Source organism: Myxococcus sp. NMCA1 (assembly GCF_026810205.1).
In the GTDB taxonomy this organism is placed as follows: domain Bacteria; phylum Myxococcota; class Myxococcia; order Myxococcales; family Myxococcaceae; genus Myxococcus; species Myxococcus xanthus_A.
Genome location: NZ_CP113950.1, coordinates 5,709,098 through 5,735,621 on the forward strand (window position 1 = coordinate 5,709,098; position 26,524 = coordinate 5,735,621).

Below are 26,524 nucleotides of genomic sequence, written 5' to 3' on the forward strand. Positions count from 1 at the left end.
AGGCCTTCACCGCCCCTCGGGCGCAGCCAGGAAGCCGCGCTGCACCAGCGAGGAGAGATACGTCGTAATCAACGTGGCATCCACGGACGGACACGACGTCCCTGTTCCTCCCAGCGCCTTCAGCGTGTGACCACTGTCACAGACCACCATGCGCGGTCCACCCACGCTCCGGTCCTCGGGCGGCACCTGCTGGAGGAACAGAAGCAGGTCTCCCAGCTCACGGTCGGACGGCGCCGCGAGGCCGAGCTCCGCGAGCCACTCGTCATAGGGGAGCACGCGCAGCCCGTAGCCAAAGGCTCGCATGTGGCTCCACATCTCGTCCGCTCGCACGAACTGCGGGTTGACCAGGTGGAAGGTCTGACCAAGGGACTCGGGACGCAGGGACAGGTCCAAGATGGCGCTGCTCACGTAGTCCACCGGCGTCACATCCAGCAGCGCGTCCACGCTGGGCGCACTCCCCAGTTGGACGCAACCCTTGAGGGTCCTGCACACCAGGTCATCCGTGTTCCACGCCCCCGTCTGGCTGTGCCCCGTCACCCGCCCCGGCCGGTGAATCGTCACTGGGAGTCCTCGCTGCGAGGCCTCACGCACGAGCTTCTCCGCCACCCACTTGCTCTGGGCATAACCGCCCACCAGGCTCGTGGCGGCTTCCAGCGGCTCATCTTCGCGGAAGGGAAGCTGGCGCCCCACGGGCAGCACCGACACCGTGGAGACATAGTGCAGCGGCTTGATGCGCGTGCGCATGCACAGGCGGAGAATCTCCCGCGTGCCGAGCACATTCGCGGCGCGCATCGACTCGTAGGGGTAGATGAAATTGACGAGCGCACCGTTGTGGTAGACGGCGTCCACGTCCTCCGACAGCCGCTGGAACTCTGCTTCCGACAGGCCCAGCAGGGGCTGGCCGATGTCCCCTCGGACCGGGACGATTCGCGACGCCAGGTCGTCGCGCCACAGCGAGTAGCTCTCCAGGTTCTTGCGAATCCGCTGCATCCCCTCCTGCTCCGACTTGGAGCGGACCAGGCAATGGATGCGCGCCTGCGTCTTCCGGCAGAGCTCCTCCAGCAGGAATGCGCCGAGGAAGCCCGTGGCGCCCGTCAGCAGCACGGCGCGCGCGGGCCCGGAGGTGGGCGGAAGCGCCGTTCCCGGCAGCAGCCCGGCCTCCATCACGGCGTCCGCCTCCAGCTCCGCCACCACGTCGTGGACTGGCAGCGAGCCCGTCTTCGCGGCCTCGATGGTGCGCGCCATCTCTTCCAGCGTCGGCGACTGCAACAGGGCCCTCAGCGGGATGTCCGCTCCCGACGCGGCCCGCGCGAGGACGAGCACCCGGTAGAGCAGCAGCGAGTGGCCTCCGAGCTCGAAGAAGTGGTCGTGCACGCCCACCTGCTCCACCCCGAGCACCTGACGCCAGATGTCCGCCAGCGTGGCTTCCCCAGGCGTTCTCGGCGCGACGTGGGCCTTCGCCGTCCCGGAGCCCACACGCTCCGGCGCGGGGAGCGCGGCGCGGTCCACCTTCCCGTTCGGCGTGAGCGGCAAGGCCTCCAGGCTCACGAACACGAAGGGCACCATGTACTCGGGCAGCCGGGACTTGAGGTGGTCGCGCAGCGCACCCGGCTCGGGGGCCTTCCCGTCGCGGCCCACCACATACGCCACCAACTGCTTGTCCGCGCCTGGACCTTCTCGCACGACGACGACCGCATCGCGGAGGCCTGGGTGCTCCTGCAGCGCCGCGCCAATCTCACCCAGCTCGATGCGGAAGCCGCGGAGCTTCACCTGGTGGTCCATCCGGCCCAGGTATTCGAGTTGCCCGTCCGGCAGCCACCGCGCCAGGTCCCCTGTCCGGTACAGGTGCGCGCCCGCGTCTCCGGCGAATGGAGACGTGACGAACCGCTCCGCCGTCAGCTCCGTCCGGCCCAGGTAGCCCCGCGCGACACCATGCCCGCCGATGTAGACCTCGCCCGGCACACCCACGGGCATGGGCTCCCGGTTCGCATCCAGCACGTAGACCTGGGTGTTTCCAACGGGCCGGCCGATGGTCGGCGTCTCGCCCCGGTTCACACGGGTGAACGTGGAATAGGTCGTCGTCTCGCTCGGGCCGTAGAGGTTGAAGACATCTCTCACGTGGCCCAGGGCGTAGATGGAGTCGACCAGTGCTCCGGCCAGCGCCTCGCCCGCCAGGTTGACGATGGTGACCGACGCCGGCACCCCACCCCCTCGCAGCAGCGCGCCCATCGCCGAGGGCACGGTGTTGATGAGCGTCACCTCCTTCGCCGCGGGCAGCTCGGGCAGCTCCAGCGCGTTCTTCGCGACGATGACCTTCGCCCCACAGCACAGGGGCGTGAAGATCTCGAAGACGGACAGGTCGAAGCAGATGGACGTCGACGCCAGCGTCCCCGCCAACGACTCCGGCGAGAAGACACTCTGGGCCCACTGCAAGAAGGCCACGGCGTTCCGGTGGTCAATCATCACGCCCTTGGGCTTGCCGGTGGAGCCCGAGGTGTAGATGAGATACGCGAGCGAATCGGGCGTCGTGACACGCCCGGGGTTCATCTCCGGCTCGGCGCCGAGGGCGGCGGCATCGGCGTCCAGGCACACCACGCGTGCCTCGGTGGCGGGAAGCTCCGGGAGCAGCCGCTGCTGCGTGAGCAGCACGGGCACCTGCGCGTCCTCGAGGATGAGCGCCAGCCGCTCCTTCGGGTAGGCGGGGTCCAGTGGCACATAGGCGCCGCCGGCCTTGAGGATGGCCAGCAGGCCGATGACGAGGTCCTCCGTCCGCTCGACGCAGAGCCCCACTCGCGCCTCGGGCCGCACGCCCAGCCGCCGCAGGTGATGGGCCAGTTGGTTCGCCCGGCGGTTGAGCTCGGCGTAGGTCAGCGTCCGCGTTCCACTCACCACGGCCACGGCGTTCGGCGTTCGCTCCACCTGGGCCTGGATGAGTTCGTGCATGCACAGCGCCGGGACGCCGAGCACCGGGCCGTTCCACGCCGTGAGCAGCCGCGTCCGCTCTTCCGCCGACAGCACGGGCAGCTTTGACAGTGGCGCCTCCGGTTTCGCGACGACGGCCTCCAACAGCACCTGGAGGTGGCCCACCATCCGCTCCGCCGTCGAGGCGTCGAAGACCTCTCGCGAGTATTCGAGCATGCCAGCCAAGCCCTGTTCGCCGGAGGCCAGGATGAGCGACAGCTCGAACTTGGCGACGCCCTCCACGCTGCCGTCGGGTGCTCCGCCCAGGAATGACCAGCGCGTCCCGGGCAGGTCCAGCGTGGGCGCGGGGATGTTCTCCAGCGTGAAGCACGCACGCACCAGCGGGTTGAGCCCGCCCTCACGCGATGCGCCGACCGCCTTCACCACTTCACTGAAGGGCAGCGCCTGATGGTCCTGGGCGTCGAGCACCGTCTTGCGCGCCCGGGCCAGCCACTGCGAGAAGGTCGGGTCCCCGGACACGTCACTCCGGAGCACCAGCGTGTTGGCGATGAAGCCGATGAGGTCCGGAGGCACGCTCCCGCGGTTCGCGGTCACCGTCCCCACGCCGAAGTCGAGCTGCCCCGAGTAGCGGTGCAGGAGCGCGGCGAACGCGGCGTAGAGCACCATGAAGAGGCTGCACCCCTCACGTTGGCCGAGTTCCCGCAGCGCCTCGCTCAGCGCGGGCGAGAAGGCCACGGGCACGGTCGCGCCGCGGTGGCTCGTAGCGCTGGAGACACCCCGGTCCACGGGGAGCTGAAGCGGCGGCAGCCCCTGGAGCGTCTCCTTCCAGAAGGCCCGTTCCCGGACACCTGAGGCTCCCGCCAGCCATGCCTGCTCACGCAGGGCCGACTCGGCGAACTGCATGGACACGGGCGGCAGGGCCGCGGCCTGTCCCCCCACGAAGGACGCGTAGAGCGCCGACAGCTCCCGGACGAAGACTCCGAGCGACCAGCCATCCGTGATGATGTGGTGCTTCGTCACGAAGAGCGCGGAGTCCTGGTCGTCAAGGGACACCAGCGTCACGCGAAACAGGGGCCCCTGGGCCAGGTCGAAAGGCTGCTGGGCCAGTTCCTCCGAGCGCCGGTGGACCTCCTCGTCACGCTGCGCCTCCGTCAGCCCCCGCACCTCCACGACGCTCAGCGCCGCGCCCAAGTCGGGCGATGCGATGACCTGCCTTGGACTTCCGTCCACCTCCGGGAAGGACGTCCGGAGGACCTCGTGCCGGCGGACCAGCTCGTCCAGGCTCCGGCGCAGCGCCACCGTGTCCAGCGCGCCGCGTACCCGCAGCCCCAGGTGGACGTTGTACTGCGCGGTCCCCGGTGACAGCCGGTCCAGGAACCAGAGCCGCTCCTGGCCGCTGGACAGTGGGATGACCTGGGGCCTCGCGACGGGCTGCTCAGGGCCGCTGCCCGCCTCGTCGCGCGAGGTGTGCTTGCGCAGGAACGTCAGGATATCGGCCTTGTTCGCCGCCAGCTCGGTCCGCAGCTCCGGCGTGAGGACGGCCTTGCCCGCCTCCACCACCAGTTTGTCACCGTCGACACGCAGGCGAACGCCCCTGGCCGCGAGGGTGCCCAACAGTTCCCGTACACTCATAGGACGAAGACCTCGTTGTCGTTGGTTGCGGCCGCCTCTGCCTGGATTGCGAGCGTCTCGGCCAGGGCGCGATCCATGACTTCACTCTGGAGATGCGCACAGAGCGCATCCAGGGTCGGGTGCTTCCAAATCAGTGACGCCGGGAGCGACAGCCCCAGTCCCGACGCCAACCGGTTGCGCAGCTCGAGCCCCATCAGCGAGTCGAGTCCGAAGCCTTGGAGCGGCGCTTCTGCGTCGATGCGCGCGGAGTCGAGCCGGAGCACCCGGCCCAGCTGCTCGCGAACGAACTTCTCCAGCGCCACCCGCGCGTCCCGAGGTGTCGCCGTCCGCAAGGCTTCAAGCAGCGCAACCTCCCTGGCGGCCTGCACGCCCTCCCCCGCGCTGGCCGGGACGAGCTCCGACAGCCATGGCGAGGACTTCGCTCGCGGATAGAACTCCACCCACTTGCGGAGGTCGAGCGGCATGACCGCCATCTGCGTCACGTCGCCATCCAACAGCCGGCCCAGGATGGCGTTGCCTTCCGCGGGCGTCAGGCTGTCGGAGCCCCGCTGCGCCAGGCGCTCTCCCCGGTTCGACTGCGCGGCGGCCAGACCGACCTCGGAGAAGGGTCCCCAGTTGATGCTCAGGCCCGGCAGCCCCAGCACCCGGCGGTGATGGGCCAGCGCGTCGAGGAAGGCATTGGCCGCCACGTAGTTCCCCTGCCCTGGTGCGCCGAACAGGGAGGCCGCCGACGAGTACAGCACGAAGAAGTCGAGCGGCAGGTCGCGCGTCAGGACATGCAGGTTCCAACCACCGAGGACCTTGGGCGCCATCACCCGGCGGAAGCGCTCCACCGTCTGCTGCAACAGGACGCCGTCATCCAGCACACCCGCCGCGTGGATGACGCCTCGCAGCGGGGTGCCGCCCTCGGCAATCTCCGCGAGCACCCGAGCCAGCTGAGCCCTTTCGGACACATCCGCCCCCATCACCCGCACACGCGCCCCCGCCGCTTCGAGCGCGGCGACGTCCGCCTGCTGCGCTGGCGTCAACGTGGTGTCACGGCCCAGGAGCACGAGGTGACGCGCGCCCTGCTCCACCATCCACTTCGCCACCGCGAAGCCCAGTCCTCCCAGGCCGCCCGTCACCAGGTACGTCCCATCCGCACGGAGTCGCCGAGCCCCCGTGGCCGGCACCACCACGCGTGCCCCGGGATGATTCAGGGTGAGCGTGCTCACCTCCTCCACGGCGGAAGGCAGGCCCCCGGCTTCGAAGGCATCCTTCACCTCGCGCCACAGCCGGGCGAACCGGTCGGGCTTGCGTCGCGCGAAGGTGTGCACGTCGACCATGCACCACGCGACGTTCGCATCCCCGGCCGAGGGCGCTTCGGACGTCCCTCGCAGGTCGATGACGCGAGCCCCCTCCGCCAGCACGGCGAGGCTCGGCTCGAGGCCGACAGCGCCCGGCGCGATGACGGCCAGGTCCACCCCACGGCCCCCCGTCATGTCCAACAGCCCCGTGGCGAATGAGGCGTCCTTGGGGTCCACGACGTGGGCAGCGCCGAGCTCCCGCAAAGAGGCCCGCTGGTCGCCCGTCGCGGCTTCGGCGAAGACCTCCGCCCCCATGCGCCGAGCAAGCTGGATGGCCGTTCGCCCAAGTCCGCTCGAGGCACCGAGGACCAACACACGGTCTCGCTTCTCCACGCGTCCCAGGTGGAACAGGCCGTACCAGACAGGCAACACGGTCGCGGCCAGCGCCGCGGCCTCTTCGTGCGACGACGAGGGCGGACGCAGCGCGGTGTTCCCAGCGGGCACGCACAGATGCGACCCGAGGCCCGACGTCACCAGCGCGATGCGATCCTCGCCCACGGTGACGTCGTTCACGCCCTCGCCCACGGCCACGATGCGCCCACTGCATGCGGTGGCACCTGCTTCGTCCCAGCGCTCCGGGTTCGACGGCCCGCCCAGCTCCGGACGCGCCGCCACATCGACTTCGAGCTCGACCTCTCCAGGCCCAGGCGGACGGCGGACCGCGGACCGGTACTCCTGGCGTCCTTGAGCATCACGCTCGACCCGGAAGGACTGGCCCTCGGCGGGGACGATGGCCTCATGGGAGGCCCTGCCGGGTACGCCACGGACAATGCGGCCGACATGTCGCCCATCAGGGCGGAGGGAGATTTCCTCCTCCGCGTCCGCCACGAGCAGCTCGCGCACCAGCGCGCCGGTGGCGTCCTCAGTGCTCATGACCGCGGACACATCCACCCGAGTGCACTTCAGCTCGGCGTGCTCCTGCGCGAGCGTGCGCCCCAGGCCCCACAACGGGGCCTGCACGACGTCCGAAGCGGAACGGCTGTCCGAACCGTGGTGGACCCCCTTCGTCACCATCCACAGACGGGGCGGAGTCGACAGGCCCATTCGGGAGAGCCCCTGCACGAGATGCAGGACGCCGCCGCAGCCCATCAACGGGTCCACGTCGCCCGATTCCAGGCCCGTCAGGTGAATCACGCCGCGCGCAGCGGCCCCCTTGCCGAACGTCTCCGCCAGCACCTCATCGAAGGCCATCGGCGACGACACGTCCACGGTGCGGCGGCCCGGCCTGGAGCCACCCAGGTCGATACGGGTGACTTCGCCCTGGCGGGCGCGGAGCTGTGACTCCACCGTGTCCGCCAGCTCGCAGCCATTCGCGATGAGCAACCAGCGTCCGCCCGCTTCGGTTCCCTGTGCAGGGGGTTGCTCGATGGAGGAGGCATGGCGCCACTCCGGAGCGAAGTAGAGGTCCCTGCCCTCCGCATCCGCCACGGGAGCGTCCAGCTGCTGAACCCGCAGCCCCAGCGCCTCCAGCAGCAGCGTGCCGGACGCATCGCGCAGTACGAGGTCGAACTCGTAGACGCCTCGGCGCGTGCCCTCGGGTGTCCGCATCCGGACGTGGCAGAAAGCCTCCGTCGCGGGCTGTGCGTGAAGCCGCAGGTTCTCGAGCGCCACCGGGACGGCGGGCCCCGCATCCTGTGGCACGTCCTCCGAAGGCACCGCGGCGGACACCAGCTGGAAGCAGGCGTCGAGCAACGCGGGATGGATTCGATACGCCGGGGCCCGCGTGGCCAATGACTCCGGCAGGCGGAGGTGGCCGAGCGCCTCCCCTCGCCCCCGCCAGACCTGCTGCACGCCCTGGAACGCGGGCCCGTAGGCCACGCCGTTGCGTGCCAGCGTCTCGTAATGCGCCGCCTGGGTCAGGATGTCGGGGCATCGCTCGCGGATGGCCTCCAATGACTCGGACGCCTGCCCCGCGTGCCCTGCTTCCAAGAGGCGGAGCCGGCCCACGACGTGCGTCATCCACCCCGTCGCTTCCGCCTTCTGGCTCGAAAGCTGGAACGTCAGGGTGCGGCCCTGCTCGCCGTGCAGCGCCAGTTGGACGGTGCGCTCCTGGCCCTCGGGCAGGAGCAGGCCCTCCTTGAAGGAGGTGTCGACCAGTTCGTGCGCGGTGCCTCCCGACATCGCGTGCGCCGCGGACAGCGCCATCTCCAGATAGGCCGCTCCCGGCACCACCACCGAGCCCGCCACGCGATGGTCCGCGAGGAACGCGGGCTCACTCGCGCTCAGTGTGGACTCCCAGAAGCGAGTCTCCTGCTGCACGGAGGTCGTGAACGAAGTGCCCAGGAGCGGATGCCCCCCCGAGCGCACGAAGCGGCCTCGCGCTGCACGCGTGGGCCCCAGCTCCAGCCAGTGCCGTTCCCGCTGCCAGGGATACGCGGGCAGTGCGATGCGCCGCCGCTTGTCCGGATGCAGCCGGAGCCAATCCACGCGGTCCACTCGGGTGGCCAGCGCGCCCAGGGATGCGAGCAGCGACGGCCACTCCTCCTGTTCCCGAAGGAGGCTCGGGACGACCAGGCCTCGGCCAGAGGCGTCGCCTTCCCGCAGCATCGCGTCCACGAAGGGCACCAGGATGGGATGCGGGCTCAACTCGATGAACAGGACGTTCCCATCCTGGATGAGACGCTGCACCGCGTCCGCGAACAGCACGGGCTGCCGCAGGTTGCGCACCCAATACGCGGCGCTCAGCTCCCGGCCGTCGATGGGGGCCCCCGTCACCGTCGAGTAGAGCGGCACCGTGCTTCCCGTGGGACGGATACCAGCCATCCGCTCCAGCAAGTCCTGCCGAAGCGGGTCCATCTGTGGGCTGTGGGACGCCACGTCCACCTTCACCCAACGGCAGAAGACCTCGCGCTTCTCCAGGCGCTCCAGCACATCCTTCAGCGCCGCCGGGTCTCCCGAGAGCACCGTGGCCTTCGGGCCGTTGCTGACGGCGATGGCAATCCGGTCCTCCGCGCCCCGAATCTCCGCCTCGGCCTGTTCGCGCGAGAGGTCCACCACCGCCATGGCGCCCTTGCCGCTGACCCGCCGGAGCAGCTTGCTGCGCTCACAGATGATGCGCGCGGCGTCGTCCAGCGACAGCGCCCCCGCGACATGGGCCGCGGCGACCTCACCCATGCTGTGCCCGACCACCGCGTGCGGCTCCAGGCCCAGTGAACGCCACACCGCCGCGAGCGATATCTGCAAGGCGAACAGCGTCGGTTGGATGACGTCGATGTCATTCCAACGCGGCTGCTGCCCGGGGCTCGTCAACAGCTCGCGCAGCGACCAGTCCGTGTAGCGGCCCAGCGCCTCGTGGCACCGGTCGATGGCCTCACGGAAGGTCGTGTCCTGGGCGTACAGCTGCCGTCCCATACCGAGCCACTGTGAGCCCTGGCCGGGGAACACGAAGACCACCTTCTGGCTGTTGCTCCGGCGCCCGACGGACAAGCCGGGGTGGCTCTCTCCGGCGGCGAACGCGTCGAGCTGCGCGGCCAGCTCCCGCGGGGACTTCGCCGCGAGCGCGAGCCGATGGTCATGGTGCGTGCGGCACAGGGCCGCCGTGTAGCTGAGGTCCGCGAGCGCCCCCACGTCCTCGCTCTTCAGGAACGTGCTCCACGTCCGGGCCAGGTCGGCCAGCGCTGGCTCCGTCTTGGCGGACAGGACGACGAGCTCCGCGGTATCGGCCTCGGAAGCGGCGGGCGTGGCCGCGGGCGCAGGGGCCTCCTCCAGCACCACGTGCGCGTTGATGCCGCTCAGTCCGAAGGAGCTCACGCCCGCGATACGCCGCCCCTCGTGGGCCGGCCAAGGGACGCGCTCGACGGGGACACGCGCTGGGATGCGGTCCCATTCCACGTGGGGATTGGGCGTGTGGAAGTGCAGGTGCGGTGGAATCTCCCGGTGCTGGAGCGACAGAATCGTCTTGATGACGCCGGCGATTCCGGCGGCCGGCTCCAGGTGGCCGATGTTCGTCTTCACCGAGCCGATGAAGAAGGGCCGGTCCTCCGGACGTCCCTTGCCCAGCACGGCCCCCAGGGCCCGCAGTTCAATGGGGTCGCCCAGCGGCGTCCCCGTGCCGTGGGCTTCGATGTAGCCCACGAGGGCCGGCGGCACGCGCGCGTTCTCCAGCGCCTTCGACACGACGGCTTGCTGCGACGGTCCGTTGGGCACCGTCAGTCCGCCGCTGGCCCCGTCATGATTGACGGCGGAGCCACGAATCAGCGCGAGGATGTCGTCGCCATCGCGCTGTGCGTCCGACAGCCGCTTGAGCACGAGGATGCCGCAGCCCTCCCCGCGCACGTACCCGTCAGCCGCCGCGTCGAAGGTCTTGCAGCGGCCGTCGCTCGCGAGCGCCTGCATGCTGCAAAGGCAGACGGTCGTCTCAGGGGACAGGATGAGATTGACGCCGCCCGCGAGCGCGAGATTCGACTCGCCGCGCCGGAGGCTCTCGCAAGCCAGGTGGAGCGACACCAGCGAGGACGAGCACGCCGTGTCGACCGGCATGCACGGCCCCTGCAGGCCCAGCACGTAGGAAATCCGGCCCGGGACGAAGCTGTAGCCGTTGCCCGTCGCCATGTACCCGTCGAAGCGGGTCGCGTCGTTCTCCTTGAGCAGGCGCGCCATGTAGTCGCTGGACATCACGCCCATGAAGACGCCCGTCTTGCTGCCCATGAGCTGACCGGGCGCCACACCCGCGTTCTCCAGGGCCTCCCACGCCACTTCCAGCGCGATGCGCTGCTGCGGGTCCAGGCTCGCCGCTTCCCGGGGCGCGATGCCGAAGAACTCTGCGTCGAAGTGCTCCACGTCATCGAGGAATCCACCGCGGGTGCCGTACATCTTCCCCGGCATCCCGCGCGTCGCGTCGAAGTAGCCCTGTACGTCCCAGCGGGACTCGGGCACCTCGCGGAGCGCGTCGACGCCGTCTCGAAGGATTCGCCAGTACGACGGTCCATCGACAGCGCCACCGGGGAAACGGCACCCCATGCCGATGACGGCGATGGGCTCGGTCCGGGCGCGTTCCACCGCATCGAGGCGGGCCTGCATCTTCTCCACGAGCAATGCGGCGCGCTGCAACGCGGAGGGTTCAGCTGACTTTGGCGGGTTGCTCATGTTCCTTCTTCCATCAGTGCGGCGAGCTTCGCTTCGAGCGAGGCGGCAAGCTCATCCGGCGACAGCTCCATGATTCGATCGAGAAGCACCGTGTCCTGAGCCGCGCCCTGTCCTTCCGCGGCCGGCTGCGGTTCCTGGCCGAAGACTTCGCCCAGCAGGTAGGCCGCGATGGCCTCCGCCGTCGGGTAGTCGAAGACGAGCGTCGAAGGCAGCGACGCACCGACCGTCTTCTGCAGCCGGTTGCGCAGCTCCAGCGCCATCAACGAATCCATGCCCACTTCGAACAGCCGCTGCCGGGGCTCCAGCGGCGTGGAGGCATCCAGGCCGAGCACCCGCACCGCCGCGTCCAGGACGTGCTCCAGCAGCAGCGCCATGCGCTGGCGGGGTTCCGCGGTGTCGAGCCGGCGCCGCAGCTCGGAAGCCGACGGGCCGTCCGCCTCGGGCTCGGCACGCACCTGTCCCGCGACATCGGCGAGCAGCGTGGGCGCCGCCCCCCGAGAGAACTGCGCCAGGTAGCGAGACCACTGCACCTGCAACAGGGTGAGCTGCGGCTGCGCGCGGCTGAAGGCCTTGCCGAAGGCCTCCAGCGCCTCGGCCGGGGTGAAGGCCTCTACACCCTGTGCCTGGTAGCGGGACGCGAGCTCCGCGGCCATGCCCACCTCGGCCCAGGGCCCCCAGTTGATGCTCAGCGCCGGAAGCCCCAGGGCACGCCGGTGGTGCGCCAGCGCGTCCAAGAAGGCATTGGCCGCCGCGTAGCTTCCCTGCCCCGGCGCCCCCAGCAGCGACGACGCCGACGAGTACAGGACGAAGAAGTCGAGCGGCTTGCCCTGCGTCAACATGTGCAGGTGCCACGCCCCATCCACCTTGGGCGCGAGCACCCGGGTGAACCGCTTCCAGTCCTGTTGCAGGAGGACGCCGTCATCCAGCACACCCGCCGCGTGGACCACGCCCCGCAGAGGCGCCAGCTTCTCCGCTTCGTCCAAGGTGCGACGGACGTCCTCTTGCTTCGACACGTCCGCCTGGAGCACGAGGACCTTCGCGCCCGCCGTCTCCAGCGCGCGAATGGCCTCTTGCGCGTCGGGACTGGGGCAGCTGCGTCCGATGAGCACCAGGTTCCTGGCGCCCTGATCCACCATCCACCCGGCCAGCGCGAGGCCCAGGCCGCCAAGCCCGCCCGTGAGCAGGTAGCTCGCCTCCGGGTTCAGGCGGGGCAGCTCCGCCTGAGCCACATCCCTCGAGGCGCGAAGGCGGGCCACGTGACGTTGCCCTTCGCGAATCACCACCTGCCGCTCACCGTCGGTGGCGCCCAGCTCGCGCCAGATGGCGGCAGCCGCGTCACCCGGGGCGGAGGGGTCCAGGTCGATGAGCGCGCCACACAGCTCGGGGTGCTCCTGAGAGAAGACGGCGCCCAGGCCCCAGAGAGGGACCTGCTCCATCGCCAGGGGCGTGGGACGCGTGTCGAGCGCTCGGGCGCCCCGCGTCACCCACCAGATGCGCGCGGTGAAGGCGGAGTTCGCCAGCGCCTGGGCCAGGGACAGCGCGCTGCCCGCCCCCAACTGGTGCGCCTCTCGCAGGACCTCCACATGCTCGCCACCGGGTCCACGCAGCGCCCAGAGGTGGACGATGCCGCCCAGGGACTCGCCGGGAAGCACCGCCTCCTGGAGCAGCCGCGCGTAATCCTCCGGCCGCTGGGCATCCAGCGTGAAGCGCCCTTCACCATGACGGACGAACGCCGCTCCCGGGTGGACCAGCACCGGGCGGCCGCCCTGCCTCAGGATGCGCTCGGCGAGCGCCTCCGCGGTGCCCGAGGTGTCAGCGAACACAATCCAGCGACCGGCTTCGGGCGCCGCCTCGGGCACGGGCTGCGGCTTCCAGCCGAGTTCGTAGAGTGAATCCCGCTGGCCGTGGCGCAGCACCGCCATCAGGGCCTCGCGCGGTGCTCGCTTGTGCTTCAGCCCCTCAATCTCGATGAGCACCTGTCCATCCGCGTCGACCACGAGGACGTCGCCGGTGATGACCTCTCCCACCGCCTCCTCCGCGTCCCGTCGCACGGCGTAGGCCCAGACGGGGCCGGTCGGCTGCGCATGGAAGCGGAAGCGCTCCACGGAGATGGGGACGTAGACGGTGCTCAGCATCGCGTCCTCGCGGATGAGGTCCGTTCCCATCGCCTGCAGGAACGAGTCGACCAGACCCGGGTGGACGTACAGGCTCCGGTCATCCTGCTCCGTGGGCAGGCGCATCTGGCACAGCGCCTCGCGGCCCCCACTATGGATGCGCTCAATCCAGCGGAACGCGTGCCCCAGATTGAAGCCGATGTCCCAGTTGCGCTCGTAGAGCCCTCCGTCGAGCTGACGTGAGCAGCGTGCCTCGATGTCCTGTCGAGAAAGCGGCGCGGGACGCGCGAGCCCGTCTCCCACCGACAGCGTTCCCGTGCCGTTCAGCAGCCATCCCTCGGTCTCCTCGTCGGCGGTGGCGGAGAGGCTGTAGAGCTCGAAGTCGTACCGGCCCTTTCCCTTGGGCGCGAGCACGAGCTGGACGAGCTGCTCCTCGTCGTCCGCGAGCACGATGGGCTGCGAGAAGACGCACTTCTCGATGGTGTACGGCCCCGCACCGAATGACTGCGCCGCCGTCGCGATGATGCGCGCGATGTGGCACGAGCCGGGCACGACGATGGTGCCGTAGAGCCGGTGGTCCTCCAGGAACGGCAGCGACTGCGCGCTGTAGCGTCCCTCGAAGACCAGCGACTTGCTCAAGGGCGAGCGCACCCGCTGACCGACGAGCGACTGCGCGGTGGTGAGCGTCGAGACCGTTCGGGACGTCTTGGAGACATCCAGCCAGTGCCGCTGGTGCTGCCACGGGTAGACGGGCAGCGCGACACGGGTGCGGTGGCGATCGCCGTTCAGCGCACCCCAGTCCACGTCCACGCCCTGGGTGTAGAGCGTGGCCAGGCTGGAGAGAATCTGCGCCTGCTCGGGCTGTCCCTTGCGCAGTGATGGCAGCCAGGTGCCCGCGTCGTCCCCAAGGCTCTTGAGCGCCATGCCCGTGAGCGTCGGATGGGGGCCGACCTCCACGAAGACGGTTCCTCCCAATGCCCGCAGCGCCTTGAGTCCGTCATGGAAACGCACGGCCTCTCGGACGTGGCGGCGGAAGTACCCGGCGTCGAGCACCGTGCCCTCCCCTAGCACCTGCCCCGTGACGTTGGACGCCAGGTGGATGCGCGGCGCCCGGAAGGTGAGGTGTCCCGCCGCCTTCTCGAAGGCATCCAACATCGGATCCATCAGTGGCGAGTGGAACGCGTGGGACACGGTGAGCCGCCGGGCCTTGAGGCCCTGCGCCTGGAACGCGGCGGAGAGGGCCTCCACTGCCTCACGCTCGCCCGCGATGACGGTGTCCGCGGGTCCGTTGACCGCGGCAATCGACACCCGGTCCTCGTACGGGGTCAGCGCTTGCGCGACGACCGCCTCGCTCGCGGTGATGGACACCATCTCCCCGTTGCGAGGCAGCGCCTGCATGAGCCGCGCGCGTCTGGTGATGAGCCGGAGCGCGTCCTCGAGTTCCAGCACACCCGCCACACACGCGGCCACGTACTCGCCCACGCTGTGCCCCAGCACCGCCCAGGGCTCGACACCCCAGGAACGCCACAGCTCCGCCAGGGAGTACTCCAGCGCGAAGAGCGCCGGCTGCGTGTACCCCGTGTCGTCGATGCGCGCGTCCGTTCCGTGCATCACAGAGAGGAGTGAGTCGCTCCACTCGCCCTCGAGCAGGGCATTGCACCGGTCCAGGGCCGCGCGGAAGACAGGCTCCGATTCGTACAACTCACGACCCATGCCCGCGTACTGCGCGCCCTGTCCCGTGAAGACGAAGACGACCTTGGGCTCCTCACCCTCGAAGCGGTGCTGGGCCAGCCGGGGGACTTCATCCCCCCGCGCGAAGGCCTGCAGTCGCTCCCGGGCCTGCTCCGCCGTCTCCACCACGAGCGCCATGCGGTGGAAGAACGACGTGCGTTGGGTGTTCGCCGCGTGGGCGATATCCGCGAGCGACAGCTCCGGGCGCTGGGCGATGTGCTCCCCGACTCGGACCGCGAGCTGCGCGAGCGCCCCCTTCGACTTCGCCGAGAGCGCGAGCACCTGCGCACCGCGCTCGGCCTGCGCCTTGACGGGCTCCGGCCGAGGCGCCTCCTCCACGAGGATGTGCGCGTTGGTGCCGCTCAAGCCGAAGGCGCTGATGCCGGCGATTCGTGGACGCGCCCGCTCCGGCCAGGCGGTGACTTGCGTCGGGATGTCCAGCGGGAAGCCGTTCAGCTCGATGTGCGAGTTGAGCTTCTTGAGGTGCAGGTGCGGAGGAATCACGCCGTGCCGGTGCGCCAGGACGACCTTGATGAGCCCGGCGATGCCCGCCGCGGCCTCCAGGTGGCCAATGCTGGTCTTCACCGAGCCCATCAGCAGCCGCTTCTCAGGCGTGCGTCCCTCGCCGAGCACGTTGGCCACGGCGCGGACCTCGATGGGGTCGCCGAGCGACGTGCCCGTGCCGTGCGCCTCGATGTAGTCCACGTCCGAGGGCGCGACGTTCGCGTTGGCCAGGGCGGCGCGGAGGACCTGCTGCTGGGCATCCCCGTTCGGCACGGTGAGCGCGCTGCTCGGACCATCGTGATTGACGGCCGAGCCACGGATGACGGCGAGGATGTCATCGCCATCCCGCTTCGCATCCGACAGGCGCTTGAGGACGACCATGCCGCAGCCTTCGCTGCGCACGTAGCCGTCGGCGGATTCGTCGAACGTCTTGCACCGGCCGTCCGCGGACAGGGCCCGGAGTTGCGCCAGGTAGATGGTGGAGTGCGGCGCGAGCGTCATGTTGACGCCACCCGCCAGCGCCAGGTTGGCCTCTCCACCACGCAGGGCCTGGCAGGCAAGGTGCACGGCCACCAGTGACGACGAGCACGCCGTGTTGAGGCTCATCGCCGGCCCCTGGAAGCGGAGCAGATAGGCCAGCCGGCCCGCGGCGAAGCTCGCGTCATTGCCGGTGGCGATATAGGCGTCACCCGCCGCCGATGCGCTCCCCACGCCGTTGAGCATCGCGTACTCGTTGCTGCCGATGCCGACGAACACCCCCGTCTTGGTGTTGGCCAGCCGCGCGGGCGCGAGTCCCGCGTGCTCCAACGACTCCCAGGCGACCTCCAGCAGCAGGCGCTGCTGTGGGTCCATGTTCGAGGCCTCGCGAGGCGCAATCCCGAAGAACTGCGCGTCAAACTGGTCAGCGTCGTCCAGGAAGCCGCCCCAGCGCGTGTACGTCTTGCCAGGGACGCCCGGCCGCGCGTCGTAGTAGTCGTCCACCTTCCAGCGCGAGGCGGGGACCTCGCGGATGGCATCCACGCCGCCCTCCAGCAGCTTCCAGAAGGCGTCCGGGCCGGAGGCCTGCGGGACGCGGCAGCCGATGCCGATGATGGCAATGGGCTCCGTCGCGTTGCTGATGACGCGGCTTGCCTCCTCCTTCGCCTCCACATCCAGCCGGAGCACGTCCTTCAGCAGATACGTGGAGAGGGCCAGGACGGTCGGACGGTCGAAGGCGATGGTGGACGGGAGCTGGACACCGAAGCGCGCCACCAGCCGGCGCCGCAGCTCCACGGCGGTGATGGAGTCCATGCCCGTGTCGAAGAAGCCCTGCTCCAGCTTCACCGCCGCGCTGGAGGCGAAGCCCAGCACTCGGGACACCTCCTCACGCACCCACGACGTCACCAACTCCTTGCGCCGCGCTGGCGTGGCGTGGCGCAACTGCGCCAGCGTCTCGCTGCCGTCCACCGGTGCCACCGGCGTGGGCACGGAGGGCGCACCGAGCACCTCCAGGAGCGGCCGAGGCGCCCGCGACTCGTACACAGACTTGAAGAGGCTCCAGTCAATCTGCGCGACGCTCCGTTGCGTCACGTCCATGGTGAGCAGCGCTCCGAGCAACTGGAGCCCGCCCTCCACGGTGACACCGCGCACGCCGATGCGCTCGAACCAGCGCAGTCCTTCCTCGGCGACCATTCCTTCGGCCGCCCACGGTCCCCAGTTGATGCTCAGCGCGTGCTGGCCCCGGGCGCGGCGGTGGTGTGCCAGCGCGTCGAGGAACTGGTTGCCCGCGGCGTAATGCGCCATCTGCGCCGAGCCCCACACGGCCGAGCCCGACGAGAAGTAGACGGTGAAGTCCAGGTCCAGCCCCTGTGTGAGCTGGTGCAACACCCAGCCACCCGCCACCTTCGGGCGCAGGATGGAGGCGAGCGCCGCCTCGTCCATGGCCTCCAAGGATATCTGCGAGGAGACGCCCGCGGCGTGGATGACGCCCTTCAGCGGAGCCGGTCCCCGCTGGACGGCGTCGATGACCTCCGACATGCGCGCCGCATCCGCCACATCCGCGCTGAGGGCGTGGACGACGGCGCCCTCCGCTTCCATGGCCTCGATGGCGGTGACCTGCCGGCCCACATCATTGTCGCGGGGAATGGCGGCCCACGCATCGCGGCTCGGCAGTCCCTTCCGGCCCAGCAGTACGAGGTGCCGCGCGCCCTGGGAGACGAGCCAGCGTGCCACGTGGAGTCCCAATCCGCCCAGGCCACCCGTGACGAGGTACGTCGCATCCGCGCGAAGCGAGAGGCGGGCATCTCCGACTGCAGGCGCCGAGGGAACCAGCCGAGCCACGTGACGGGTGCCATCTCGGAAAGCCGCCTGGTCCTCGCCATCCGCGCCGGACAGCTCGCGCCACAGCGCTTCCACCTCGCCCTCCGGCACGGCGGGGTCCAGGTCCAGCAGACCGCCCCAGACCTCCGGGTGCTCCAGCGCCAGGACACGGCCCAGGCCCCACAGCGGCGCCTGCACGGGCGAGCCGCTCGTGACGTTGCCCACCGGCTGGGTCCCCCGCGTGCACAGCCACAACCGGGCGCCGCTCGCGGACGGTGACTTCACCAGGGCCTGCACCAGCCGCAACGCCGCGTGGACGCCTCGTTTCTGCGCGGACTCCACCTCCGCGAGCGTGGGCTCCGCGCCGGAAACGGTGTCCGCGCCCCACAGGTGAATCACGGCCTTCACCGGGCCCACGTCGTGGAGCAACTGCGCGTAGTGCTCCGCGCTGTCCGGGTGGATGGACCGCACCTTCTGGCCTTCGACGGCCGCGACCTCCCCGGGGACGACCAGCCAGCACGGTTCGCCCTGGGCTTCCAGGTGGGCCGCCAGCGAGGCACCGACACCCTCACGGTTCCCGAAGACGAGCCAGGCTCCCTCGCCCCTGGGCACATGCGGCGCAGGCGCCCCCCGCTCACGCACATGCCAGGTGATGTCGTAGACCCAGCCATCCGGGCGCTGGACGCTCGACGTGTCCGCGCTCCGTGCCACGGAGGCCCGGGTCAGCGTCTTCACGGGGGCATCGTCAATCCAGTACCGCGAGCGCTGCCATGGGTAGAGCGGCAGTGGCGCGACACGGCCTCCATCCGGGAAGAGCCGACTCCACTCCACGGGGTAGCCCTTCACGTGGAGCCCACCCAGCGCGCCCAGCATCACCGTCTGGCCGTCCCGCCCCTTGCGCAGCGACGGCACCGCCGCGCCTTCCAGCTCACGGCGTCCCAGCGCCTGCGTCACGTATCGGCCGAGCGCGGGCTGTGGCCCCAGCTCGACGAAGAGCCGGTGCCCTTCCTCCAGCAGCGCTTCCACCGCCACTGAGAACCGCACGGTCTCTCGGACATTGCTCGCCCAGTAGGCCGCGTCGAGTGCCGTGCCGTCGATGGCCTTGCCACTCACCGTGGAGAACATCGGGACGGACGTCGGCCGCGTTTCGATGTGACCCAGGACCTGGGTCAGCTCGGCCTGGAGCGGTTCCATCTGGTGGCTGTGGAAGGCGTAGTTGACGCCCAGGTCCCTCGTGGCGACACCTCGCGCACGCAGGCTTTCGAGCAGTGCTCCGAGCGCCGCCGGTTCACCCGACAGGACGACGCTCCGGGCGTCGTTGATGGCACCTACCGACAGCCGGTCCGCATAGGGCGCCAGCTCACGCTGAGCCTCTTCGGGAGACAGTTCCACGGAGGCCATGCGCCCCTGCCCCGTCGCCTTCTGCATGATGCGGCTGCGCTGCGCCACCAGCCGAGCGGCCTCGGACAGGCTCAGCGCCCCGGCCACGTGCGCGGCGGCCACTTCACCCACGCTGTGCCCCACGACCGCGGCCGGGACGACGCCCAGCGCACGCCATGCGGCCGCGAGCGCGACCTGGATGGCGAAGATGGCGGGCTGTGCCACCTCTGTCTCATCCAGACGGGACTCGGGCCCGTCCGCCATCAGCGCGTCGATGATGGAGTTCCGAGTGTGCGGAGCCAGCGCCGCGTCCACGTCACGCAACGCGGCGGCGAAGGCTTCGTTGCTCGCGAAGAGGTCACGCCCCATGCCCTGCCACTGCGAGCCCTGGCCTCCGAAGACGAAGACGACCTGTTCCCGGCGACCCTCCGCGACGCCCGTCGACAAGTACGGCGGCGCCCCGCCTTCGAGGAACGCCTGGAGTTGCGCGTCCCACTCCGCCGCCGTACGACCGGCCACCGCGAGCCGGTGTTCGTGGGGGTTGCGCCGCAGCGCCGCGGTGTAGGCCAGGTCTTCGAGCCGCGGCGCCGCGTCCCGAGGTTGAGCCAGGAGCGCGTGGTACGAGCGAACCAGTGCTCGCAGCGCGCCCTCGCTCCTCGCGGACAGCGTGAGCAGCCGCGCGGCGGAATGGGTGGCCTCGGACACGGGCGAAGACGCGGGCGCCTCTTCGACAATCACGTGCGCGTTCGTTCCGCTGATGCCGAAGGAGCTCACCGCCGCGTAACGGCGCCGCGGTGAGGCCGGCCAAGGCTGTTGCTGCGTCGGGATGGCGAAGGGCGTGTCCTCGATGGAGATGCGAGGGTTGAGCGCCTTGAAGTGCAGGTGCTTCGGAATGGCCTCGTGCCGGAGCGCGAGGAGCACCTTGATGAGGCCCGCCATCCCGGCCGCCGCCTCCAGATGACCGATGTTCGTCTTCGCGGAGCCGAGGAAGCAGCGCGAGTCATCCTCGCGCCGGTGGCCATACGTCTCCCGAAGGGCCTCCACCTCTATCGGGTCGCCGAGCGGCGTGCCGGTGCCGTGGGCTTCGATGTAGCCAATGTCCTTGGGCGACACCTGGGCCGCGGTCAGGGCCTCGCGAATCAGGGCCTGCTGCGACAGCACGTTGGGCGTCGTCAGGCCGGTGGAGCCACCGTCCTGGTTCACCGCCGAGGCGCGAATCACGCCCAGGACGTTGTCCCCGCTGGCCAGCGCATCGGTGAGCCGCTTCAGCACCACGACGCCGCAGCCTTCCCCCCGGACGAAGCCATTCGCCCGTGAGTCGAAGGTCCGGCATCGGCCGTCCGGAGACAGCGCGGTCAGCTTGGAGAGCCAGGAACTGGGGCGCTGGGACAGGAGCAGATTGACGCCGCCCACGAGCGCCGCGTCGCACTCGCGGTTGCGCAGACTCTGGCCAGCCAGGTGCAGTGCCACCAGCGAGGACGAGCAGGCCGTGTCCACCGACATGGCCGGCCCCCGCAGGTCCAGCAGGTACGAGAGCCGCCCGGCAATCACGCTGTTGGAGCAGCCGATGACGGAGTAGACGTCGCCCTCCACGTCGCGCTCCGCCTGGAGCATCGCGTAGTCATTGCCGCAGACGCCGACGAAGACGCCCGTCCGCGTGCCCGACAAGCGCGCCTTCGGCAGGCCCGCGTCCTCCAGCGCCTCCCACGCGACCTCGAGCAGCAAGCGCTGCTGCGGGTCCATCGCCACGGCCTCGCGTGGCGCAATCCCGAAGAACTCCGGGTCGAAGCCATCCACGCGCTCCAGGAAGCCGCCCCAGCGCGTGCCCTTGTGCTCCGCCGCGTCCGTGCTGCTCTTCCAGCGGTCGGCGGGCACCTCGCGGACGGCGTCCACGCCTTCACTCAGCAGCCGCCAGTACGCCTCCGGGTCGTTGGCGCCGCCCGGGAAGCGGCAACCCATGCCGACGATGGCGAGCAACTCGGGGCCCTGCGCCGTCGCGCCCACCGCGGGAGCGGCCTGCGCCTCCTTCACCACCGGACGCGCTGTGACGCGCGACTCGGCGTCAAGGACGGGCTCCAGCTTGCCGAACAGGTGCGCCGTCAGCGTCTGCACCGTGGGATAGGCATAGGCCAGCGTCGCGGACAGCGTGAGCTTCAGCCCGGACTCGAGCCGGTTGCGCAGCTCCAGTCCCGTCAGGCTGTCCATTCCGAGGTCGCCAAACGGCTGCTCGGGGTCGATGCGCGCCGGTTCCATTCGGAGGATGCGCCCGAGCTGCTCGCGCAGGTAGCCCTCCAGCAATCCCCGCCGCTGGGAAGGCTCCGCCGCCGCGAGCATCTCCCGCGCGGTGCCCTTGCGCGAAGCCGGCGTGCTCACCCGTTCCTGCATCAGCACGGAGAGGAAGGGCGACTGCGCCGCGCTCAGGTAGAACTCACGCCACTGCCGCAGGTCGAGCGGCACCACGGCCACCTGCGCGGCCTCCTTCGCCAGCAGGCGCCCCAGTGCGTCCAGGGCTTGTGCTGGCGGCATGTTGCCCACGCCGCGCAAGGCCAGGCGGTCGCCCCGGTTCGTCGCCACCGCGGCCAGGCCCACCTCGGCCCAAGGGCCCCAGTTGACGCTCAACGCGGGGAGTCCCGCCGCACGCCGGTGGTGCGCGAGCACATCCATGAAGGCGTTGGCCGCCGCGTAGTTGCCCTGCCCCGGCGAGCCGAGCATCGACGCCGCGGAAGAGAACATCACGAAGAAGTCCAACGGACGGCCCAGCGTCTGGGCATGCAGATTCCAGGCGCCCTGGACCTTCGGAGCCAGCACTGTACGAAGCCGTTCGGCGTCGAGCTGCGCCAGCACACCATCGGCGATGACACCGGCCGCGTGGACGATGCCGCGCAGCGGCGGCAGCTCCGCCCCCAGCGAAGCCAGCAGGCGCGTCACGTCGTCGGCGTGGGTGACGTCCGCCGCATAGACGCGCACGTCGGCGCCGTTCGCCCGGAGTTCGCCCAGCGTCCGGTTCGCCTCGTCGGTGGGCGCGCTCCGGCCAGTGAGCGCCAGGTGCCGGGCGCCCCGCTGGATGAGCCACTTCGCCACTTCCAGCCCGAGCCCGCCCAGGCCGCCGGTGATGAGGTACGTGCCCTCCGCCGAGAGTTCACGGGGCTCCGTCGCCTGCCCAGCAGCAACACCCCGCCCCAACAGGGCGACATGGCGCTGACTTCCGCGCAGCGCAATCCGGTCCTCCGCGCTGTCCTCCAGGAGTTCCGCGGCCAGCGACGTGACTTCCTCGGGGGACGGCTGCGCGCTCAGGTCCACATGGGCGCAGCGCAGCTCCGGGTGCTCATGGGTGATGACGGCCGCGAGGCCCGCGAGAGGCGCGGCCCCCGGAGCACCCGGCGCCGAATCCTGGGCGAGGACGTGCAAGCCCGACGTCACCAGCCACAGGCGCGGTGCGTCTCGCCAGCCCCGCTGGGCCCACGCCTGGAGCAGGGACACCACGCTGGTTGCGCTCAGCGTCACGGCCTGCTCGAAGGACTCTGGCTCCGCCACGTTGGACGCCACGTCGAGCCCGTACAGGTGCACCATGCCCTTGCACGGCGACTGCTCGCTGAAGGCGTCTCTGAGGAGCGCCTGGAAGTCCTCCAGGCGCGATGGGTTGACGCGGTAGTGGTCTTCCGAGAGCCGCGCGTAGGCAGGCCCCGCCTCCACCACGACACTGGTCTCCGCGTGCTCCGAGAGCGTCCGGGCCAGGGACTGGCCGACACCACGCGCGTCCGCGAAGACAAGCCACCGGCCCGCACCGCGCGCGGTTCCAGCGTCCTCCCGAACCACGCGCTGCTGCGACTGCCACTGAACGGAGTACATCCAGCGGTCCACTTCATCGACGGGCTTGCTGGCCGCGGAGACCTTCTTGCAGACCAGCCGATGCACCTCCGCCACCACCCGTCCCTCGTCATCCAGGAGGGTGACATCGCACTCGATGGCGCTTGCCCCCGAAGCGGCCCCATTGACGATGCGAACGTGGCTCCAGAGTGCTGCCTCCGCCGGAGCCAGGGCGCGCAGCCGGGAAAAGGACGACGGGACATACACGCCGCCTTCGCCGTCCACACCGCCCAGCGCCGCCGCCAGGACCTGGAAGCAACCGTCGAGCAACGCGGGGTGCAGGCTGTACCGGGCGTCCTCTCCCGTCCGCTCGCCCGCGAGCCGCACGCGGCCCAGCGCCTCACCGTCCGCGCGGTAGAGCTCCGTGACGACACGGTAGCTGGGGCCATAGTCCAGGCCGATGTCGCGAAGGCCCTGGTAGTGCGCCTCCACCGACACCGGGGTACTCAGCCGCGCACGCAACGCCTCCAGTCCAGCCGGCTCCGCGATCGCCGAGTCGCCCTGACGCAGGGTGCCTTCCGCGTGGAGCGTCCAGTTCAACTCATCCGACGGCGTCTCCCGCAGCACGGGCGCGCTGAAGAGCCGGAACGCGTGCGTCCCTGAACGCTCCGTGGAGAGCCACAGCTGGAGCACCCGTTCCTCGTCCTCCGGGAACGCCATGAGCGCGCTGAAGCTCACCTCCTCCAGGGAGACGGGCGCCCCCAACGTCTGTCTGGCCGCGCTCAGCGCCATGTCGGCCATGGCCGCCGCGGGCAGGGCGGGCACTCCCTGGACACGATGCTCCGACAACAGCGGGAAGTGCTTCGGGCCCAGTTGCACCTGCCACAGCCGGGAGACATCCCCGTGCGCGGACAGGTCGATGCGCTCACCGATGAGTGGATGCCCGGAGGTGGACCTCGACGTCCGCGCCGCACGGGACACTGACTCCATCCAGAAGCGCTCGCGCTGCCAGGGGTACGTGGGCAGCGGCACGAGCTGGCCCTTGCCCGGGTACAGCCGGTTCCACGCAACGCGGTGGCCCGTCGTGTAGAGGGCGCCCAGCGAGGACAGCATCGTGTGCCGCTCGTCCTCTCCACGCCGCAGGGACGCCAGCACCACGCCCTCCGCGTCCGCGGCGCCCAGGGTCTGCTCGACGGCCGGGAGCAGCACTGGGTGCGGGCTCACCTCGATGAACACCGTGTGCTCGCTCGCCAGCAGCCGCCGTGTAGCGGCCTCGAAGCGCACCGGGAGACGGAGGTTGTTGCCCCAGTGGGCGGCGTCCAGTCTGGCCCCGTCCAGGAACTCACCAGTCACGGTGGAGCAGACGGGCACCTGCGCGGCGCGCGGAGAGATGCGCGACACGCGGCCCTCCAGCTCGCGGCTGATGACCTCCACCAACGGCGTATGCGACGGCACGTCCATCTTCACCCAGCGAGTGAAGACGCCGCGCTGCCCCAGCGTGGCGATTGCCTCCTGGACCGCTTCCGGCTCGCCCGACAGCACCTGCGACCGGGGGCCATTCAGACCGCCCAGCCAGAGCTTGCCGCTCCAGGGACGGATGGCCTCCTCTGCCTCCTCCGCCGACAGCTCGACCAGCGCCATGGTCGTGCCTCGGCCGCCCAGGCTCCGCATCAGCTTGCTGCGGTGGCAGATGATGAGGCAGGCATCCTCCAGGCTCAGCGCGTCGGCGACGTGCGCGGCGACGACCTCGCCCATGCTGTGCCCCATCACCGCGTCGGGCTCGATGCCCCACGAACGCCACAGGGCTGTCAGCGCCACCTCGACGGCGAAGAGGACCGGCTGGTTGATGTCGATCTCCGCCAGGCGCGAGCGCTGCTCGTCCGCGGCGATTTCGTCGAGCACGCTCCAGCCCAGATGAGGCCGCAGCGCCTGGTCCACCTGGACGAGCGCGTCCCGGAACACCGGCTCCTGCTCCATCAGTGCCCGGCCCATGCCTGCGCGCTGCGCGCCCTGCCCCGGGTAGACGAAGACGACCTTCCGGCGCGCGCCGAACGCCTTGCGGCCGGTCCAGGTGCCCTCGGGCAGCTCGCCTCGCGCGAAGGCCCGGAGCCGCTCCGCCGTGCGCTCGGGAGCGTCCGCCAGCACCGCGAGCCGGTGAGAGTGATGCGTGCGGTGGGACGACGCCGTGTAGCAGACGTCAGAGAGGCTCGCCGCCCCACCGCGGCCCAGGCGCTCCGCATGACGCTCCGCGAGGGACTGGAGGGCTTCACGGCTGCGCGCGGACAGGGGCAACAGCTCCGGCCGCGGTGGCAGCGCCTCCTTCGCCGCCGGAGCGGGTGCCTCTTCGAGGATGACGTGGGCGTTGGTGCCGCTGATGCCGAACGAGCTGACGCCCGCGCGGCGGGGCTGTCCGGACGTCTCCCACGGCGTGAGGCGCGTGGGGATGGTGAGCGTGCTGCCCTCCATCTGGATACGGGGGTTCACCTGCTTGAGATGCAGGTGTGCCGGGATGCGCTGGTGACGCATCGCGAGGACGACCTTCATGATGCCCGCCACGCCCGCCGCGGACTCCAGGTGTCCCAGGTTCGTCTTCACCGAACCGATGCCACACACGCCACCATCCGCGCGAGGCGCTCCGTACGTCTCGCGCAGCGCCTCCACCTCGATGGGGTCACCGATGGGCGTCCCAGTGCCGTGCGCCTCCACATAGCTTACCTGCTCCGGCTTCAGCCCCGCGCTGTCCAACGCCTGGCGGATGAGGGCCTGCTGAGAGAGCACGTTGGGCGTGGTGAGCCCGGTCGACTTGCCGTCCTGGTTGATGGCCGAGCCGCGAATCGTCGCCAGGATGTGGTCGCCGTCCGCGAGCGCATCCGACAGACGCTTCAGGACGACGATGCCGCAGCCCTCGCCACGGGTGAAGCCGTTGGCGGAGGCGTCGAACGCCTTGCTCCGGCCATCTGGTGCGAGCGCCTGGAGCTTGGCCACGAGCTGCACCGACTGCGGCGAGAGAATCAGGTTCACGCCACCGGCGAGCGCCATGTTGCACTCGCGCGCCCGCAGGCTCTGGCAGGCCAGGTGGAGCGACACGAGGGAGGATGAGCACGCCGTGTCCACCACCAAGCTCGGTCCCTGGAAATTGAAGAGATAGGACAGGCGGCCGGAGAGGACACTGGCGGCAACGCCCGTGGCGCTGAACGCGTCACCCGTCTCCGGCTGCTCCACCTGCATGCAGTGGTAGTCGTCATTGCAGGCGCCGATGAAGACGCCGCTGCGGCTTCCCGACAGCTTGTCGACGTCCAGGCCCGCGTCCTCCAGCGCCTCCCACGCCACCTCCAGCAGCAGGCGCTGCTGGGGGTCCATCCGCACGGCCTCGCGGGGGGAGATGCCGAAGAAGCCCGGGTCGAAGCCATCCACCGCGTCCAGGTAGCCACCCCAGCGCATCGCGCCTTCCCCAAGGCCGGAGACGTCCTCCCGAGGCCACCGCTCGAGCGGAATCTCCCGCACGGCATCCACGCCCCCTTCGAGCAGACGCCAGTAGGCCTCCACGTCATCCGCCTTCGGGAAGCGGCACGCCATGCCCACGATGGCAATGGGCTCCTTCGCGGCTCCCTCCACGGCATTCAGCCGCGACTGCATCTTCTCCAGCGCCACCAGCATGCGCTTGGCGGGAGACAGCTCGTTCGAATCGTCAGTGCGATTTGCCAT

Annotated in this window: 3 protein-coding genes; all 3 read right to left on the reverse strand. The window is 70.3% G+C overall.

The window, feature by feature from the left end; translation table 11 throughout:
• Positions 1-6: 6 nt before the first annotated feature.
• From OZ403_RS23410 to OZ403_RS23420, 3 genes are read right to left on the reverse strand one after another with little or no spacing between them, the layout of a single operon-like run.
• The gene (locus tag OZ403_RS23410; protein ID WP_268781784.1) at positions 7-4,554 is read right to left on the reverse strand and encodes a non-ribosomal peptide synthetase; all 4,548 of its coding nucleotides are present in this window, start codon (positions 4,552-4,554) and stop codon (positions 7-9) included.
• Positions 4,551-10,985, reverse strand: coding sequence for a type I polyketide synthase (locus OZ403_RS23415; RefSeq protein WP_268781785.1), 6,435 nt, complete (start codon positions 10,983-10,985; stop codon positions 4,551-4,553). The genes OZ403_RS23410 and OZ403_RS23415 overlap by 4 nt, the downstream gene beginning before the upstream one ends.
• Entirely contained in the window at positions 10,982-26,524 is a 15,543-nt protein-coding gene (locus OZ403_RS23420; RefSeq protein ID WP_268781786.1) for a type I polyketide synthase, read from the reverse strand. The genes OZ403_RS23415 and OZ403_RS23420 overlap by 4 nt, the downstream gene beginning before the upstream one ends.

What these genes read in the sequence shown, in the direction of transcription:
- OZ403_RS23410 (WP_268781784.1), bottom strand. Translation starts at nt 4,554, where the DNA reads ATGAGTGTACGGGAACTGTTGGGCACCCTCGCGGCCAGGGGCGTTCGC.
- OZ403_RS23415 (WP_268781785.1), bottom strand. Translation starts at nt 10,985, where the DNA reads ATGAGCAACCCGCCAAAGTCAGCTGAACCCTCCGCGTTGCAGCGCGCC.
- OZ403_RS23420 (WP_268781786.1), bottom strand. Translation starts at nt 26,524, where the DNA reads ATGGCAAATCGCACTGACGATTCGAACGAGCTGTCTCCCGCCAAGCGC.